Origin of the sequence: Bacillus sp. RAR_M1_44 (genome assembly GCF_020165935.1) — a bacterium.
In the GTDB taxonomy this organism is placed as follows: domain Bacteria; phylum Bacillota; class Bacilli; order Bacillales; family Bacillaceae; genus Bacillus; species Bacillus altitudinis.
Genome location: NZ_JAIUKX010000002.1, coordinates 229,763 through 246,360, shown reverse-complemented (window position 1 = coordinate 246,360; position 16,598 = coordinate 229,763). Strand labels below are relative to the sequence as shown.

At 41.6% G+C, this 16,598-nt stretch carries 15 protein-coding genes; 12 read left to right on the top strand and 3 right to left on the bottom strand.

Annotated elements, in window-relative coordinates:
- Positions 1-25 precede the first annotated feature (25 nt).
- Entirely contained in the window at positions 26-442 is a 417-nt protein-coding gene (locus tag LCD34_RS14750; RefSeq protein WP_007497062.1) for a hypothetical protein, read from the bottom strand.
- A gap of 166 nt (positions 443-608) precedes the next feature.
- Here LCD34_RS14750 and LCD34_RS14745 point away from each other — a divergent pair, with 166 nt between their 5' ends.
- From LCD34_RS14745 to LCD34_RS14695, 11 genes are all read left to right on the top strand, one after another.
- Positions 609-1,025 carry a VOC family protein gene (locus LCD34_RS14745; RefSeq protein ID WP_008349030.1) on the top strand — a complete coding sequence of 139 codons (417 nt, stop codon included), beginning with the start codon at positions 609-611 and terminating at the stop codon, positions 1,023-1,025.
- Positions 1,026-1,110: 85 nt separating this feature from the next.
- A complete protein-coding gene (locus LCD34_RS14740) occupies positions 1,111-2,028 on the top strand; it encodes an AEC family transporter (protein WP_007497064.1) in 918 nt (305 codons plus the stop codon).
- Positions 2,029-2,056: 28 nt separating this feature from the next.
- Positions 2,057-3,649 (top strand): PucR family transcriptional regulator, encoded by a 1,593-nt coding sequence (locus LCD34_RS14735; RefSeq protein ID WP_081114738.1) that lies wholly within the window; start codon positions 2,057-2,059, stop codon positions 3,647-3,649.
- 241 nt (positions 3,650-3,890) lie between these two features.
- Positions 3,891-5,228 carry an aspartate aminotransferase family protein gene (locus LCD34_RS14730; protein ID WP_057079762.1) on the top strand — a complete coding sequence of 446 codons (1,338 nt, stop codon included), beginning with the start codon at positions 3,891-3,893 and terminating at the stop codon, positions 5,226-5,228.
- Between the two features lie 163 nt (positions 5,229-5,391).
- Positions 5,392-5,949, top strand: a complete 558-nt coding sequence (locus LCD34_RS14725; protein ID WP_008349014.1) for a glycerol-3-phosphate responsive antiterminator — start codon at positions 5,392-5,394, stop codon at positions 5,947-5,949.
- Positions 5,950-6,165: 216 nt separating this feature from the next.
- Positions 6,166-6,981: an MIP/aquaporin family protein gene (locus LCD34_RS14720; protein ID WP_008349011.1), complete on the top strand. Its 816-nt coding sequence runs from the start codon at positions 6,166-6,168 to the stop codon at positions 6,979-6,981.
- Between the two features lie 15 nt (positions 6,982-6,996).
- Positions 6,997-8,493, top strand: coding sequence for a glycerol kinase GlpK (gene glpK, locus LCD34_RS14715; protein ID WP_007497075.1), 1,497 nt, complete (start codon positions 6,997-6,999; stop codon positions 8,491-8,493).
- Positions 8,494-8,632: 139 nt separating this feature from the next.
- Positions 8,633-10,294, top strand: a complete 1,662-nt coding sequence (glpD, locus tag LCD34_RS14710) for a glycerol-3-phosphate dehydrogenase (protein ID WP_224559662.1) — start codon at positions 8,633-8,635, stop codon at positions 10,292-10,294.
- A gap of 144 nt (positions 10,295-10,438) precedes the next feature.
- A complete protein-coding gene (locus LCD34_RS14705) occupies positions 10,439-12,184 on the top strand; it encodes a phospho-sugar mutase (protein ID WP_081114740.1) in 1,746 nt (581 codons plus the stop codon).
- A 151-nt stretch (positions 12,185-12,335) separates the two neighbouring features.
- Positions 12,336-13,481 carry a GAF domain-containing sensor histidine kinase gene (locus LCD34_RS14700; RefSeq protein ID WP_224559660.1) on the top strand — a complete coding sequence of 382 codons (1,146 nt, stop codon included), beginning with the start codon at positions 12,336-12,338 and terminating at the stop codon, positions 13,479-13,481.
- Positions 13,478-14,128 carry a response regulator gene (locus tag LCD34_RS14695; RefSeq protein WP_144716557.1) on the top strand — a complete coding sequence of 217 codons (651 nt, stop codon included), beginning with the start codon at positions 13,478-13,480 and terminating at the stop codon, positions 14,126-14,128. The genes LCD34_RS14700 and LCD34_RS14695 overlap by 4 nt, the downstream gene beginning before the upstream one ends.
- Positions 14,129-14,286: 158 nt before the next feature.
- Here LCD34_RS14695 and LCD34_RS14690 read toward each other — a convergent pair whose 3' ends face one another.
- Positions 14,287-14,535 (bottom strand): YhdB family protein, encoded by a 249-nt coding sequence (locus tag LCD34_RS14690; protein ID WP_008349000.1) that lies wholly within the window; start codon positions 14,533-14,535, stop codon positions 14,287-14,289.
- A 128-nt stretch (positions 14,536-14,663) separates the two neighbouring features.
- On the opposite strand from LCD34_RS14690, the gene LCD34_RS14685 reads away from it, so the two are divergent.
- Positions 14,664-15,047, top strand: a complete 384-nt coding sequence (locus LCD34_RS14685; RefSeq protein WP_411910437.1) for a YqzG/YhdC family protein — start codon at positions 14,664-14,666, stop codon at positions 15,045-15,047.
- A gap of 45 nt (positions 15,048-15,092) precedes the next feature.
- Here the strand turns inward: LCD34_RS14685 and LCD34_RS14680 are convergent, their stop codons facing one another.
- Positions 15,093-16,568: a catalase gene (locus tag LCD34_RS14680; protein WP_041091807.1), complete on the bottom strand. Its 1,476-nt coding sequence runs from the start codon at positions 16,566-16,568 to the stop codon at positions 15,093-15,095.
- Between the last annotated feature and the right edge of the window lie 30 nt (positions 16,569-16,598).

Here is a 16,598-nt window from a genome sequence, read left to right as displayed (position 1 = left end):
TTATGCGAGGCGCTTTTCTGTATGTTTACATTTTCTTTAATGCCACTGTAGCAAAATGGGCAATGCTTTTGGCAGCTAAAAATGGAACGTCTGATTTAACAAGAGATTGATAAATCGTTTTTTCTACTTGTTTCCATGTAAGATCAGACTCTTCTAAAAGATTTTTTAAATCAGGTCCTACATGCTGGTTGAAAAACTGTTCAAATTGTTCACGTTTTTCTTGTCCGGCAATCACTTCTAATTTTTGTAGCCACTTTTCTTGTTTTTGGAAAGATTGTTCGATGTTTTGTTTAATGGTGTCTGTTGTTGAAGGAAGCTGAAAATCACTTTCTGCTGTCACCTGCTTCGTTTGAATAGATGCAGCATCAGCTGTCTGTGTAATAGGTGAAGCGAATAAAAGGACAGTGGTGGAGAGCATCAAAGATTTTGCGATTGTTTTCATTAAGAAAACCTCCTAGTTCATTTAGTATTGTGCACGAGATTTATTATACATTTTTGTTAAAATAAGGTAATGAGACTTACCGCTTATTTTTTCATGCGACAAAGGGATGCCAAATGAAAAGACGAATATACTGAATGGAAATGATGTTTTACAAAGGGAGAGGGATATGGGGCGACAATCTAAACATTTGTATATCAATTTGCCGGTTAAGCATGTAAATGAGTCAAAGGCTTTCTTTGAACAGCTGGGTTTTGACTTTCAACAAGAACTGACGAATGAACATGCTGCTTGTTTTGTGATGAATGAGACGATCACCGTCATGCTGTTATCACTTAAGCATTTCCAATCCATTTCAGAGAAGGAATTGGTAGATGCCAGAAATGGCGCAGAGGTCATTATCTCTTTACAGGTCGAGACGAGGGAAGAGGTTGATGAGCTTGTAGAGCGTGCGATCGCAGCTGGTGGTTCACCGTTTAAAGAAAAACAAGACCATGATTTCATGTATGGCTGGAGCTTTCAGGATCGTGATGGTCATTTATGGGAAGTGTTTTATATGGATGAGGAGAGAAGCGACCTTTCATAAGGAAGCTTCTTTTTTATTGATGATCAGTGGTATGATAAGAGGGTAGAAAAAATAAGGAATTCATCTAGAGAAAAGTAGGTGCTTCATGGAATTTTTACTTGTCTTAATGCCAGTGTTCGGCATATTCCTTATAGGGTATATTGGGCAGAAGACAATTGGTTTTGATATACATACGCTTTCATCAATGTCTTTATATTTAATGTCACCATTTCTTGCATTTGAAACCTTTTATCAAAATAAAGTATCGATGGACTATGTGTACTTATCTATATTTGTCGTAGGGCTTTGTCTTTCACTTGTTTTATGTGTCTTCATTTTATCTCGAATTTACGGGTATTCGAATGAAACGTATTGTGCCATGATTTTGTCATCAGCATTTATGAATAATGGAAATTACGGCACGCCTGTTGTCCTTCTTGTTTTTGGAGCAGCTGGTTTAGATATTGCGATTGTGCTAATGGTCCTTCAGCAGCTCGTCATGAGTACGATCGGCATGTATTATGCAGCAAAAGGTGGAGAGGACGCGGGAGACTTGAAGGTCGTTCTAAAAAAAGTGCTGCGTATGCCGGTTGCTTACGGGGCTCTTCTTGGTCTATTATTTCAGCTCATTGACCTTTCATTACCTAAAGAGCTTATGACAGGTGTTCAGCTGGTCGGGGATGCAGCGATACCAACGATTATGCTAATTTTAGGTATGCAGCTCGCAGTGATTTCTTTTAAACAAGTGGATTATCGTAATATTTCCTATGCGGTGCTGCTGAAGCTGTTTATCTCACCACTCATCGCATTCGGCTTTACGCTTATTTTACCGGTAGATGATTTGGTGAAACAAATTATGATTTTAGTTGCAGCGATGCCGACTGCGGCGAATACCACGCTGATGGCTGTGCAATTTCGAACGAAGCCTGAGTTTGTCTCAAGCACGACGTTTCTCAGTACGATTTTAAGTATTGTGACTTTACCTGTTTTATTATGGATTTTATCCATGCACCCTCTGGGATAGGGGACGGCAAACAAAGGGGGACTTATGAATGAATGTAGATGTTCATTTTCAAGTAAGTGATGTGTTAAAAACGAAGCATTTTACGCATGCGAAAGTGTTAGCTGGGGAAAAGGGATTGTTTCGGCAGGTAAAATGGGTACATGTACTTGAAGTGCCTGCTGTAGAGGATTTGTTAAACGGAGGCGAGCTGATTTTAACGACGGCCGCAGGCTTCCATGATCAATTGGAAGTCTTTCAGGCGTTTTTAAGGCAGTTGATTGACTCAGGTGCGGCTGGATTATGTATTGAGTTTGTACCGCTCCGGTTTGATGTACCGGAAGAACTGATTATTTATGCAGAAGAACGTGATTTTCCGCTAATTCTGTTTACAAAAGAAGTGAAGTTCGTCAATATTACACAGCATCTCCATACGATGATGATTGAACGTCAGTATCAGATGATGGCAGATTTAGAAGCCTTGTCGTCAAAGCTGAATGAGCTTTTACTAACTCCTCATCCGCAGATGGATATTTTGGATCAAGTGTATCAGCACGTGAGAGGGATACTACTGCTGATCCCTGTTCAAGGTGAGCCGATTATTTTATGTGATTCTTCCAAACAAACAGAAGAGCTTGTGATGAATTATTTGCAATATGCTTCATTACCAAAAGGATATGAAGTGACGCAAAAACAAGTCCTTGCACTCAAACAAACCTTTGCAGACCTCGTCCTCATTCATCAATCGAACACGCTCTCGGAATTTGAACTGCTTGTGATGGATAAAGGAGCGAATGCCCTTGCCCAGCAAACATTAAGAGAGCTGTATACAGAAGAGCTGAAGAAGACAAAAGAGAATGAATGGCTGCAAAAATGGTTTCATGAAGATCATACAGAAAGAGAGATCATAGAACACCTTGAGGAGACAGAAGGGCTGAAAAAACCGACCGGCTGTGTGGTGATGCTCTTTCAAAAAAACCACCAAATAGAAGAAATCGCAGGGAATCTTTATTTTCTTGTCTCTTGCCGCTCTATTTTTCAGCGTGCTGGTTTCCATTTGATTGTGTACGAGCATCAAGGACAAACCTTATTTATCTTATTGAATACAAGAAAAGTTGAGGACTGGAAAGAGCGTGCAGAAAAAGCGGCAAACGACATCACGCAATTATATGACCGTGAGCAGCCCGGCGAGGCAGTCATCAATTATGGAATCGGTTCATATTGTGAGCAATTTCAGCACATGAGAAAAAGTTTTCAAGCAGCGAAAGAAGTGCTGCATTTAAAGAAAGTGATGCCGCAGCGGGTAGAAAGCCCATTTTATCAAGATTTACATATGCTTCGGTTGATGCCTGTCATGAAAGAAAGCGGGTTATTAGAATGCATGGTGAAAGAGTATTTAGAGCCGGTGATTTTATATGATAAACAAAATAGCGGCAGGCTCTATCAGACGCTGAATATCTTTTTACAGACAAACGGTTCTAAAAAAGAAACCGCAAGCCAGCTCTATATTGTGAGGCAGACGCTTTATCACAGATTGGATAAGCTTCATGTTTTACTTGGTGAGGATATGATGCAAGCGCCGAAACGTCAAGCGCTTGAATTTGCGATCCTTGCTTATGAATTTTTACAGGGGAATCGCCATTAACGGTATATGTTAGATTTGCCAAGGGATCAAGTAGAGTGTCTCATGGTTCTTTTCAATCAGTTGACGATCTGTCTAATGTAATGTGTCTGGCCCCTTTTTTATAATGAGAGTAACGACATGGGCGGTCTTGTTTCAGTTTCATATGCCTCACTTTTTATCCATATAATGAATGGAGAGGTCATATGCAGGACCGGTTTAAGCTTCTTTGATGATGAAAACGGATACATGGGGGCGTGGGAAGATGAAAACACATAACGCACAAGATCTTCAGGCGAAAGATGATCAGTTTATTTGGCATCATATGAAAGGGACAAACAAAGAAAATGAAAGTATGGTGATTCATGAGGCAGAAGGCGCATGGGTGACAGATATTCATGGAAATCGCTATTTAGACGGGATGTCAGGGTTGTGGTGTGTAAATGCCGGATATGGACGTAAAGAGCTTGCAGAAGCGGCGTATAGGCAATTAAATACGATGCCTTACTACCCACTGACACAAAGCCATGTGCCAGCGATTCAGCTGGCTGAGAAGCTCAATGAATGGCTAGGCGGGGACTATGTGATTTTCTTTTCTAACAGTGGTTCTGAAGCGAACGAAGCGGCATTTAAAATAGCCAAACAATATCATGCGCAAAAGGGAGAGAGTACACGAACAAAATTCATTTCCCGATATCGATCGTATCATGGCAATACAGCAGCAGCTCTAGCCGCAACGGGTCAAGCGCAGCGCAAGTACAAATATGAACCGTTAGGGCAGGGATTTATCCATGTCGCACCGCCTGATATGTACCGGCATCCTGAAGATCAAGAGAGCTTGGCAAGTGCTGATGCAATCGATCAAGCGATGACGTGGGAATTAAGTGAGACCATTGCTGGCGTCATCATGGAGCCGATGATTACAGGAGGCGGTATCTTAATGCCGCCAAAAGGATATTTGAAGAAGGTGAAAGAAATCTGTGAAGATCATGGGGCGCTCCTCATTGTGGATGAAGTGATATGCGGCTTTGGCCGGACAGGAAAGCGGTTTGGATTTATGCATGAAGAGGTAAAACCAGATATTATCACCATGGCAAAAGGGATCACAAGTGGATATTTACCGCTATCTGCAACGTGCGTGAAACGAGACATTTATGAAGCGTATGCAGGAGAAGATACGTATGACAGGCTACGGCATGTGAATACATTTGGCGGTCACCCTGCTTCCTGTGCGGTTGCGCTTGCTAACCTAGAGATCATGGAAAACGAGCAATTAGTGGAGCGGTCAGGCAAGCTTGGCCAAGACATGCTCGATCGTTTGCAAGAGTTAAAAGAGCATCCATTTGTCGGTGATGTGAGAGGAAAAGGCCTGCTGTTTGGGATTGAGCTTGTGCAGGATCAGGCGTCAAAAAAGCCAGCTGATCCAAGTGTAGTCGGTCAATTGATTGCAGAATGTAAAAAGCGAGGATTGATCATCGGGAAAAATGGCGATACAGTGGCTGGCTATAATAACGTGGCACAGCTCGCCCCACCGCTAAATATCACTGATGAAGACGCCTCATTCATTATTCATACTTTAAAAGAAAGCATGGCACAATTATAGCAGAGAGGTTTCTCTGCTTTTTTCTATGCCCTGAAAGGATCAGGTTTTGATCGATTTGCTAGGCTGAATGGTCAATGGGCACACTAGGTGTATTGAAAAAAACATGCGATTCTATTACTGTAAGGAGAAGATAGAACCAATACACATTAGAAGGAGACGGCATATGAGTTTTCATGATCAACCCATTCTACCTGCTGTTCGCAATATGAAGCAATTTGAGGAATTTTTAAAAAGTCCATTTACATATGGGGTCTTACTAGATGTTCACTTAGGGCGGCTTAAGGGCATCATGAATGAGGCGAATGCGCATCATAAAAAAATGTTTGTCCATGTCGATCTTATTCACGGAATCAAACATGATGAGTACGGAACGGAATTTATTTGTCAGGAAATGAAACCAGCTGGCATTATTTCTACTAGGTCTTCTGTCATAGTAAAAGCCAAGCAGAAAAAGGTATATGCCATCCAGCGAATGTTTTTACTTGATACAAGTGCGATGGAAAAAAGCATGGAGTTTGTCGGGAAACATCGTCCAGATTTTATTGAAGTATTGCCGGGTGTCGTGCCAGATTTAATTACAGAAGTGCGCGAAAGAGCTGGAATACCAATATTTGCAGGAGGATTTATCCGAACAAAAGAAGATGTAGAAAGGGCGCTTGCAGCAGGGGCGACAGCTGTCACCACATCGAATACAAAACTTTGGAAAGCATTCCAAAAGTGAAAAAGATAAAATGTGAAAATTGATTGACAACGTTTTCATCCTCTGATACTATAGCACTAAGTTAATATCATGTGATGGAGAAACGGAGATCCACAACGACGCTTTACTAGGTGACAAATGACCCTGATGTAAAGTATGTTTGTTGTGGATCTTTTTTTCTGTATCTTTTCTACACATTTATAGGGGATGGCAACTGAACCAGAGGAGGAATTTTTCATGACACCATTTTGGGGTGAAGTCGTTGGTACAATGCTTCTGATTATTTTTGGAGGCGGTGTGTGTGCGGCAGTCAGTTTAAAGAAATCGCTCGCTTATCAGTCCGGTTGGATTGTAATCGCTTTCGGATGGGGATTTGCAGTAGCGATTGCAGCTTATGCCACTGGAGGAATCAGCGGTGCACATTTAAACCCGGCGCTGACAATAGGTCTAGCATTAGAAGGAAGTTTTCCTTGGGCTGATGTTCCAATGTATATTGTCGGTCAAATGCTTGGCGCATTACTCGGAGCTATTATTGTCTTCTTACATTACTTACCGCACTGGAAAGCGACAGACGATCCAGGTGCAAAACTAGGCGTATTCTCAACTGGTCCTGCGATTCCGCATACTTTTGCAAACGTGCTCAGTGAAGTCATTGGTACATTTGTATTGGTGGTAGGAATTTTAGCGATTGGTGCAAATAAATTTGCAGACGGAGTCAATCCGTTGATTGTTGGTTTCTTAATTGTTGCGATTGGTCTTTCATTAGGTGGTACAACTGGTTACGCAATTAACCCTGCACGTGATTTAGGTCCAAGAATCGCACATGCCATTTTGCCGATTCCAGGTAAAGGTCCATCAAATTGGAAATATGCTTGGGTTCCTGTTGTTGGTCCAATTTTGGGCGGTGCATTTGGCGGTGTTTTCTATAATGCAGCCTTTAAAGCGAACGTCACACCAGCCTTTTGGATTGTAAGCGTTATTTTAGTTGTGGTATTGTTAGGACTCTATGTTTCTACGAAAAACCAGACAAATGCTGTCAATGAAAGTATGTAAGGGGAGGAAAACACCATGGCAAAAGAAAAATATATTCTCGCATTAGATCAAGGGACAACAAGCTCAAGAGCGATCTTATTTGATCAAGAAGGTAAAATTGCCCATACAGCTCAGAAGGAATTCAATCAATATTTTCCGAACCCAGGCTGGGTAGAACACAATGCAAATGAAATTTGGAGCTCTGTTCTATCAGTTATTTCAACTGCTTTAATCGAATCAGGAATTGAAGCAGATCAAATCGCCGGTATCGGAATTACGAACCAGCGTGAGACAGCTGTTGTTTGGGATAAACATACAGGCGCACCTGTTTACAATGCAATTGTTTGGCAGTCACGACAAACATCGGGTATATGTGATGAGCTAAAAGCGCAAGGACACGATGAAACGTTTAGAAATAAAACGGGTCTACTCATTGATGCTTATTTCTCAGGTACTAAAGTGAAATGGATTTTAGACAATGTAGAAGGTGCTCGTGAGAAAGCAGAAAATGGTGACTTGCTGTTTGGCACAATTGATACATGGCTCATTTGGAAAATGACTGGCGGTCAATCACACGTGACAGATTATTCAAATGCATCAAGAACGTTAATGTTCAATATTTACGATCTGAAATGGGATGAAGAACTACTTGATATCTTAGGTGTTCCAGCTTCCATGCTGCCAGACGTCAAACCATCATCACACATTTATGGTGAAACAACAGACTATCACTTCTTCGGTAAAAATATTCCGATTGCAGGAGCGGCAGGAGATCAGCAGTCTGCGTTATTCGGTCAGGCTTGCTTTGAAGAAGGAATGGCGAAGAACACATATGGTACAGGATGTTTCATGTTGATGAATACAGGGGAAAAAGCAATTAAGTCGGATCATGGATTGTTAACGACGATTGCATGGGGCATTGACGGCAAAGTTGAATATGCTTTAGAAGGAAGTATTTTCGTTGCTGGCTCAGCGATCCAGTGGCTGCGTGATGGACTTAGAATGTTTAAAGACTCAAAAGACAGTGAAGCTTATGCTGAGCGCGTTGAGTCAACAGACGGCGTATATGTCGTACCAGCATTTGTTGGTTTAGGCACACCATATTGGGATAGTGATGTCCGAGGCGCTGTATTCGGTTTAACACGCGGTACTTCTAAAGAGCACTTTGTTCGTGCAACGTTAGAATCACTTGCTTATCAAACGAAAGATGTTTTAGATGCGATGGAAAAAGATTCAAACATCTCACTTAAAACATTGCGCGTCGATGGCGGGGCTGTAAAGAATGATTTCTTAATGGGCTTCCAAAGTGATTTGCTCGATGTACCAGTAGAACGTCCAGAAATTAATGAAACGACGGCACTCGGTGCGGCCTATCTTGCGGGAATAGCAGTTGGCTTCTGGAACGACCGTTCAGACATTGCAAAACAATGGAACCTTGACAAGCGCTTTGAACCTAAAATGGAAGAAGACAGCCGTGACTCGTTATACAGCGGGTGGAAAAAGGCTGTAAAAGCAGCTCAAGCTTTCAAATAAACAAAAAGTATGGTATACTTCAAGTAAGTTAATAGAACGGTTGGAGAACTGGAGAGACCGCAAGCACCGAAGTGTAGAAATACGCTTTGGGTGTTTGCGGTCTCTTTTTCTTTACCGTACAACATGGGAGGAACAAGAGATGACTTTTTCTAGCTTAGAAAGAGAACAAATGCTTCAGGACATGACAAAAAAACCATATGATGTGTTTATCATTGGTGGGGGTATTACAGGCGCAGGTACGGCACTTGATGCGGCTTCACGCGGAATGCGTGTCGGTCTTGCGGAAATGCAGGATTTCGCAGCAGGTACGTCTAGCCGCTCAACGAAACTAGTGCACGGTGGACTTCGTTATTTAAAACAATTTGAAGTAAAAATGGTCGCAGAGGTCGGTAAAGAGCGTGCCATCGTATACGAAAACGGTCCTCATGTGACAACGCCAGAATGGATGCTTCTTCCGATGCATAAAGGCGGGACATTCGGTAAGTTTTCAACTTCAATCGGACTTAGAGTATATGACTTTTTAGCTGGCGTTAAGCATAGTGAACGCAGAAGTATGCTAAGTGCAAAAGAGACACTTGCAAAAGAACCACTTGTGAAAAAGGATGGCTTAAAAGGCGGGGGCTACTATGTTGAATACCGTACAGATGATGCACGTCTGACAATTGAAGTTATGAAAGAGGCTGTGAAATTCGGGGCAGAAGCGGTCAACTATGCGAAAGTAAAAGAATTTATTTATGATAAAGGCAAAGTTGTTGGTGTTGTTATTGAAGATGTCACAACACAGAAAACATACGATGTATATGCGAAAAAAATCGTCAATGCGACTGGTCCATGGGTCGATCAGCTAAGAGACAAGGATCACTCAAAAGAGGGTAAACATTTACAACATACAAAAGGAATTCACTTAGTATTTGACCAATCTGTTTTCCCATTAAAACAAGCAATCTACTTTGACACACCTGATAAACGAATGGTCTTTGCGATTCCAAGAGAAGGAAAAACGTACGTGGGAACAACAGATACCGTTTACAAAAAACAGCTGGAACATCCGCGTATGACAAAAGCAGATCGTGATTACGTGATCAAAGCCATTCAATATATGTTCCCAGATCTTCATATTACAGAAAAAGACGTTGAATCTAACTGGGCTGGTCTTCGTCCACTCATTCATGAAGAAGGGAAAGATCCTTCAGAAATTTCTCGTAAAGATGAGGTATGGACATCATCTTCAGGCTTAATCACGATTGCCGGCGGTAAATTAACAGGTTACCGTAAAATGGCTGAACACATTGTGAATCTTGTACGTGATGGACTGAAAGAAGAAACTGGAAAAGATTTCGGACCATGTAAAACGAAACATATGCCAATTTCAGGCGGGCATGTAGGCGGTTCAAAAAATATGGCATCCTTTGTTCAAGCGAAAACGGCAGAAGGAGCATCCGTTGGTTTGACAGAACCGATTGCACAAAAATTAGCTGAGAAATATGGCTCAAACGTCAGCAATGTCTTCAAGCGTGTAGAGCAGCTTCAAGGGGAAGCAGACAAACGAAATATTCCCGCATATGTGTTGGCTGAACTTGTCTATGCGATCGAAGAAGAATTGGCTGTTACACCTGTTGATTTCTTCTTGAGAAGAACAGGTAGCCTATTATTTAATATCAATTGGGCAAAAACGTATGCACAGCCTGTTGTTGACTATATGGCAGATCGTTTTGGCTGGGATGAAGAGACAAAACAAAAACATCAAACTGAATTAGACCGACTATTCCATGAAGCAGTCGTACCGCTTGATGCTGAATAAGTAAAAAGCCGATCGTGTATCGGCTTTTTTTATTTTGTTCATCGTTTTTTCATATGTTCATGATATAACATGACATAAAGGATAATTCCATATAAAATAACAGTAGATATTAATTTATTGATGTTAAGAACTGGGAGGACGACCATGAGTTGGAATACGAATTATGAGCGTTGGATCAATGAGAAGCACCTGGATACTGAACTAAGGGAATGGCTGGAGGCACATCAAGATGATCATCAAGCACTTGAAGACTGTTTCTACAAAAACCTTGAGTTTGGTACCGGAGGAATGCGCGGAGAAATTGGTGCTGGAACGAACCGAATGAATGTTTACACTGTTCGAAAAGCATCCGCTGGTCTTGCTGCGTATATTGCAGCACATGGAGAGGATGCAAAAAAAAGAGGCGTCGCCATTGCCTATGATTCACGCCATAAATCTCCTGAATTTGCGATGGAAGCGGCCAAAACACTTGCTTCACATGGCATTCAAACATACGTATTTGACGAACTGCGTCCGACACCAGAACTCTCTTTTGCAGTTCGAGAACTGAATGCCTTTGCAGGGATTGTTGTGACAGCAAGTCACAATCCGCCGGAATATAATGGCTATAAAGTATATGGAGAAGATGGAGGCCAAATGCCCCCATTTGAAGCAGATCAAGTCATTAAAGAAGTAGATGCCATCGAAAATGAATTAGCCATTTCAGTGGAATCAGAAGAAGTATTGAAGCAAAATGGTTTGATCCGTATGATTGGTGGAGAAATCGATCAAGCGTATATGGAAAAATTAAAAACCATTCGTGTGCACCCTGAGCTTGCAAAAGAAGTCGATGTCAAAGTGGTGTTTACCCCGCTTCATGGGACGGCGAATAAACCTGTCCGAAACGGACTTCAGGCCTTTGGTTATAAGCATGTGACGGTTGTACCTGAACAGGAAAAACCAGATCCGCAATTCTCGACGGTTACGTCTCCAAATCCAGAGGAGCATGCCGCTTTTGAATACGCCATCAAGCTTGGCGAAAAGCAAAATGCTGATATGTTGATTGCGACAGATCCAGATGCAGATCGATTAGGTATCGCTGTGAAAAATCATGATGGTGAATTTACCGTTTTGACCGGCAACCAAACAGGCGCCTTACTACTTCATTATTTATTATCTGAAAAACAAAAACTAGGTCAGCTGCCGCCTCGCCCCGTTGTGATGAAAACGATTGTGACAAGTGAGCTTGGGCGTGCTGTTGCCTCAGCATTTGGAGCTGACACGATTGATACGCTCACTGGCTTTAAATTTATCGGAGAAAAAATCAAGCAGTTTGAAGAAAGCGGAGAATACACGTTTCAATTTGGCTATGAAGAAAGCTACGGCTATTTGATCGGTGATTTTGCACGAGATAAAGATGCAGTTCAAGCGGCGTTATTAGCAGTTGAAGTCGCAGCCTTTTATAAAAAACAAGGCAAGTCATTATACGATGCTCTTGTTGATATTTTTAAGGAATTTGGATTTTACAGAGAAGGGTTAAAGTCATTAACCTTAAAGGGGAAAGTAGGAGCGGAGCAGATTTCTGCTATTCTTCATACCTTTAGATCAAACCCACCAGCTTCTATCGCCGGTCAGCGCATTACGGTCATTGAGGATTATCAATCAAGTCAAAGGCACCTTGTGGCTGAAAAGAAAGAAGAAACGATTCATCTGCCGGCATCAAACGTCCTGAAATATTTCCTTGAAGATGGCTCATGGTTTTGTTTACGACCTTCTGGTACGGAGCCTAAAGTCAAATTTTATATTGCAGTCAAAGGCACATCGTTAACAGACAGCGAAGAAAAGCTGAAACACTTATCAGAAGAAGTCATGAAAGTCGTCTATGACATTGTGGAAGAAACAGCTAAATAAAATATCACAAAGCCATCATGTCATGCATGATGGCTTTTTCTCAGTCAAAAGGATGAGAAAAAATCATCCTTTTTGAGAAAGAGCCGCACAGATGCTCATGGTATAATCAACATATTGATCAGAGAGGCAGTAAAAGCCGGGGGTACACACGATGGGAGAATACCAAGAAAAAGTCAAAACATTAAAAACGTTAAAAGAAATTGCTGAAAAGCTAAATGAAGGGATGGAAATGAAGGAAACGCTTCATGAAGTGCTTCATATGCTTATGGAAGTGACAGGCTTTCAAACAGCATGGATTTATTTTATAGAAGAAGACGGATCGTATGAACTAATGGCAGAAGTATGCTTACCTGAAGCGCTAGCAAAGCATCAAAAAGAGCTCATGTGTCAAAACGATTGCTATTGCATCAACCGCTACACGAAAGGCTCACTGCAATCAGCGACCAATATCATCAATTGTAAACGGATTGAAACGGCGATTGAGCAAAAGCTTGGAGATACAGAAGGAATTACCCATCATGCAACCGTTCCGCTCCAAGCATGTAAGCGTACGTTTGGCTTATTAAATGTGGCGGCAAAAGGGAAGGTCACATTTACACAGGAGGAGCTGAATCTGCTTGAAAGTATTGCACTGCAAATTGGTACGGCTATTCAGCGTATGAAGCTTGTGCAAAATGAGCAGCAGCATGCACTGCAAGAAGAACGAAACCGGCTTGCGCAGGATTTACATGATTCTGTGAATCAAATGCTGTTTTCCGTGAGTTTGACTGCAAAGGCAGCGCGTCAAATGACAAGTGATCAAAAATTAGGTGAAATGATTGATTTTATTCAGCATTTATCACAAGATGCCCTCATTGAAATGCGATCACTCATCTGGCAGTTAAGACCAAAAGGACTTGAAAAAGGATTTACGACAGCGATTGAAGAGTATGCACAGCTTTTAGGTCTTAATTGTTCATTGTCTTTATCAGGCTGTATGGAAATAGATCATTCAAAGCACGAGACCTTATTTCGCGTATGCCAAGAAGCTCTAAATAATTGCCAAAAGCATGCGGGCGTTGAGAAAGTAGAGGTCAAACTGGAGCAATCAGGAGATACGTTTGGTATGAAAATCATCGATCAGGGAAAGGGATTTCAGTATGATGAAAAAATGAGTCTTCCTTCACTTGGATTGAAAGGGATGGCTAAACGTATTCGTAGAGCAGGCGGTACATTTTGTATCAATTCTGAGCTAGGGAAGGGAACCACAATTCATGTGAAAGTCCCATTTTCTCAAGAAAGGAAGGGATTGTCATGAGGGTAGTCATTGCAGATGATCATCATATTGTCAGAAAAGGGCTGGTCTTTTTCTTGCAAACCCAGCCAGATGTAGACATCGTCGGTGAGGCATCCAATGGGGAAGAGGCACTGCAGGTAGTCAGGCAAACGAATCCTGATATTGTCTTGATGGACCTTTCTATGCCTGTGATGAATGGAATTGAGGCAACAAAGCAAATGACACTCGACATGCCGGAAGTCCGCATTGTCATTCTGACAAGCTATGCAGATAAGGACTATGTGATCCCTGCTATCCAAGCGGGAGCGAAGGCTTATCAGCTCAAGGATGTAGCACCTGAAAAGCTTCTCACGACAATGATTGAGGTGCAAAATGGTACGTATCAATTAGACGGTCATATTACGACGTTTCTCGTCCAGCATCTAACTGAACCTAAAGAGCAGAAATGGGCATTGATGAACGAACTGACCAATAGAGAACGTGATGTCTTATTTGAAATCGCAAAAGGGAAAAGTAACAAAGAAATTGCCTCATCGCTTTTTATTTCTGAAAAGACTGTGAAAACTCACGTGTCTCATGTGTTATCAAAGTTAGAGCTGGCAGATCGAACTCAGGCCGCTCTCTATGCAGTAGATTATCAAAAAAATCAGCCGAAAGAGCTGTTGTAAACAGTCATGGTGGACATTCCAAAAGACTTCATGAGTATTCCTCATGAAGTCTTTTCTTCTTTATGAAAGGCGGTTAGTAAAAGGCTGAAAACAAAGAGCTAAAATAAAGTTCATTTTAGCCCTATGTCAACAATCTGAAAGAAAATCAGCCTTTTCCTTTATGTGTACATCGGTTCAGCATATGCTTCAGCAACGGCAGCCTCTGAAGCATGGTCGATATACTGCAGGAGCCCATATAAACATTTTTCAACATCAGCATCGTTCCGGTTAAATTGATACGCATGTAAGAAATGCTCAATACGTTTTGAGAGCAAATCATCTTGCGTACGGACCATAAGAATAAGTAAATTATCCCATTGCGAGCGATGCGTATAATAAAGTGCCTTATCATAATCTGCCACATTCATTAAACCTTCTCCTTTCCCTTGAGAAGTCTTACTTAGTTTGCTCGGATCAGATCGACTTTTTCAGGGGAAAAGTTGGTGTCTGCATAAACAGGGTACCGGGAATTATAGGCTGAATAAATGCTTGATGTATGAAAAAGAACCAACCAGCAAAACCTAAACAAAATAGACATGAAAGTGAGAATATTGATATCATGCACCCGAAATTATGGATGCTTTTTGCAGCAGAAATTGTTTTATTTGGCAGTCTGATGATTCATCCATCTTCACAAGCAGCTGTGCAGCCGGCAGAGAATTGGGAAAGACTTGCGTATACTGCCTTGCAAGATGAATATGAAGGCGCCGCTTTAAACGATTATCATTACATTGGACGTACACAAGTGAATGAAGAACAAACAAAAGATGTGTTTCGTGTGACCGTGAAGGAAGGCTCCATACGATTTGCAGCACATGCAGAAATTTATTTTCATCCAGTGACAGGTCATTTGATTAGTATTAACATATTTCGGTTATAAAAAAGCACCTCTTTTAAAAAGAGGTGCTCCAGCTGAAAAGAAGATCTATTTCATGCTTCCTTGAAGATATGAGCGAATATCCACACCAAGTGAATCCGCTAAACGCTGTCCATAATCTTCATCTGCACGATAGAAGTTGCAGATCGCAAGTAATTTCGTTTTTTCATTTACGTCTTTCAAGTCAGCTGTCAGGTTTTTGATCAATGCTTGTTTCTCTTCTTCAGAGTAGCTTCGATATTTTTCTCCAGCTTGTTTGAAATCATTTGGTTTTTCAATTTTTTGTCTCACCATACGGTCACCGTGAAGAACCGGTTCACTTTCTTTGTAGTGAGGGTTTTCTTTTGGCTGATCGTCATAACGGTTTGGTTCATAGTTAATATGACCGCTTGGACGAGTTGTAGTCATAAAGCCATCCTGTTGGTTATTGTGAACAGGCGCATAAGGACAGTTCACTGGGATGCGCATGTAGTTTGCACCTAGGCGGTGACGCTGCGTGTCAGGATAAGAGAACAGTCGGCCTTGAAGCAGTTTGTCTTCAGATGCTTCAATTCCTGGTACTAGGGCACTTGGCGTGAAAGCAGCTTGCTCTGTTTCAGCAAAGAAATTTTCTGGATTGCGGTTCAGTGTCATGCGGCCCACTTTTTGCAGCGGATAATCTTCCTCGCTCCACGTCTTCGTCGGATCACATGGATCATAATCTAGTTCATCATAATCACTGAGCGGCATAAGCTGAACGTAAAGATCCCATGCTGGATAATTTCCCTTTTCAATACGATCATACAAGTCTCTTGTCGCATGCTGGAAGTCGTTTGCTTGAATTTCTGCAGCTTCTTCCATCGATAAATTGCGAATGCCTTCTGATGGTCTCCAGTGGTATTTCACATATTTTGTTTCTCCGTATTTGTTTACCCATCTAAACGTATGAACACCAGAACCGCGCATTTCAGCGTAGTTCGCAGGAATACCTTCGTCAGAGAAGAGCCATGTGAGCATGTGAGTGGATTCAGGTGTTAACGTCATAAAATCCCAATAACGGTCAGGATCTTGAATGTTGGTTACAGGATCTGGCTTGAGAGAGTGAACCATATCAGGGAATTTAAGTGCATCACGAATGAAGAAGATCGGCAAGTTGTTCCCAACTAGATCATAGTTGCCTTCTTCTGTATAAAATTTGACAGCGAAACCACGAGGGTCACGTAATGTTTCAGGTGAACCTTTAGGGTGAATAACCGTTGAGAAACGGACAAAAACATCTGTTTGTTTTCCTTCTTCACTTAAGAAAGCTGCTCTTGTATGTTTCTCCATGCTATTTTCTACTTCAAACACACCATAAGCCCCGGCGCCTCTTGCATGAACAACACGCTCTGGAATACGTTCACGGTCAAAGTGTGCAAGTTTTTCAATCAAATGGTAATCATCAAGAAATGAAGGCCCTCTGTGACCAGCAGTTCTTGAGTTTTGATTATCGCCAACTGGCACGCCTTGATTCGTCGTCAAATTTTTATGATTAGAATTTGTCATTCTTTTTCTCCTCCTGTAAACAAAAATGGT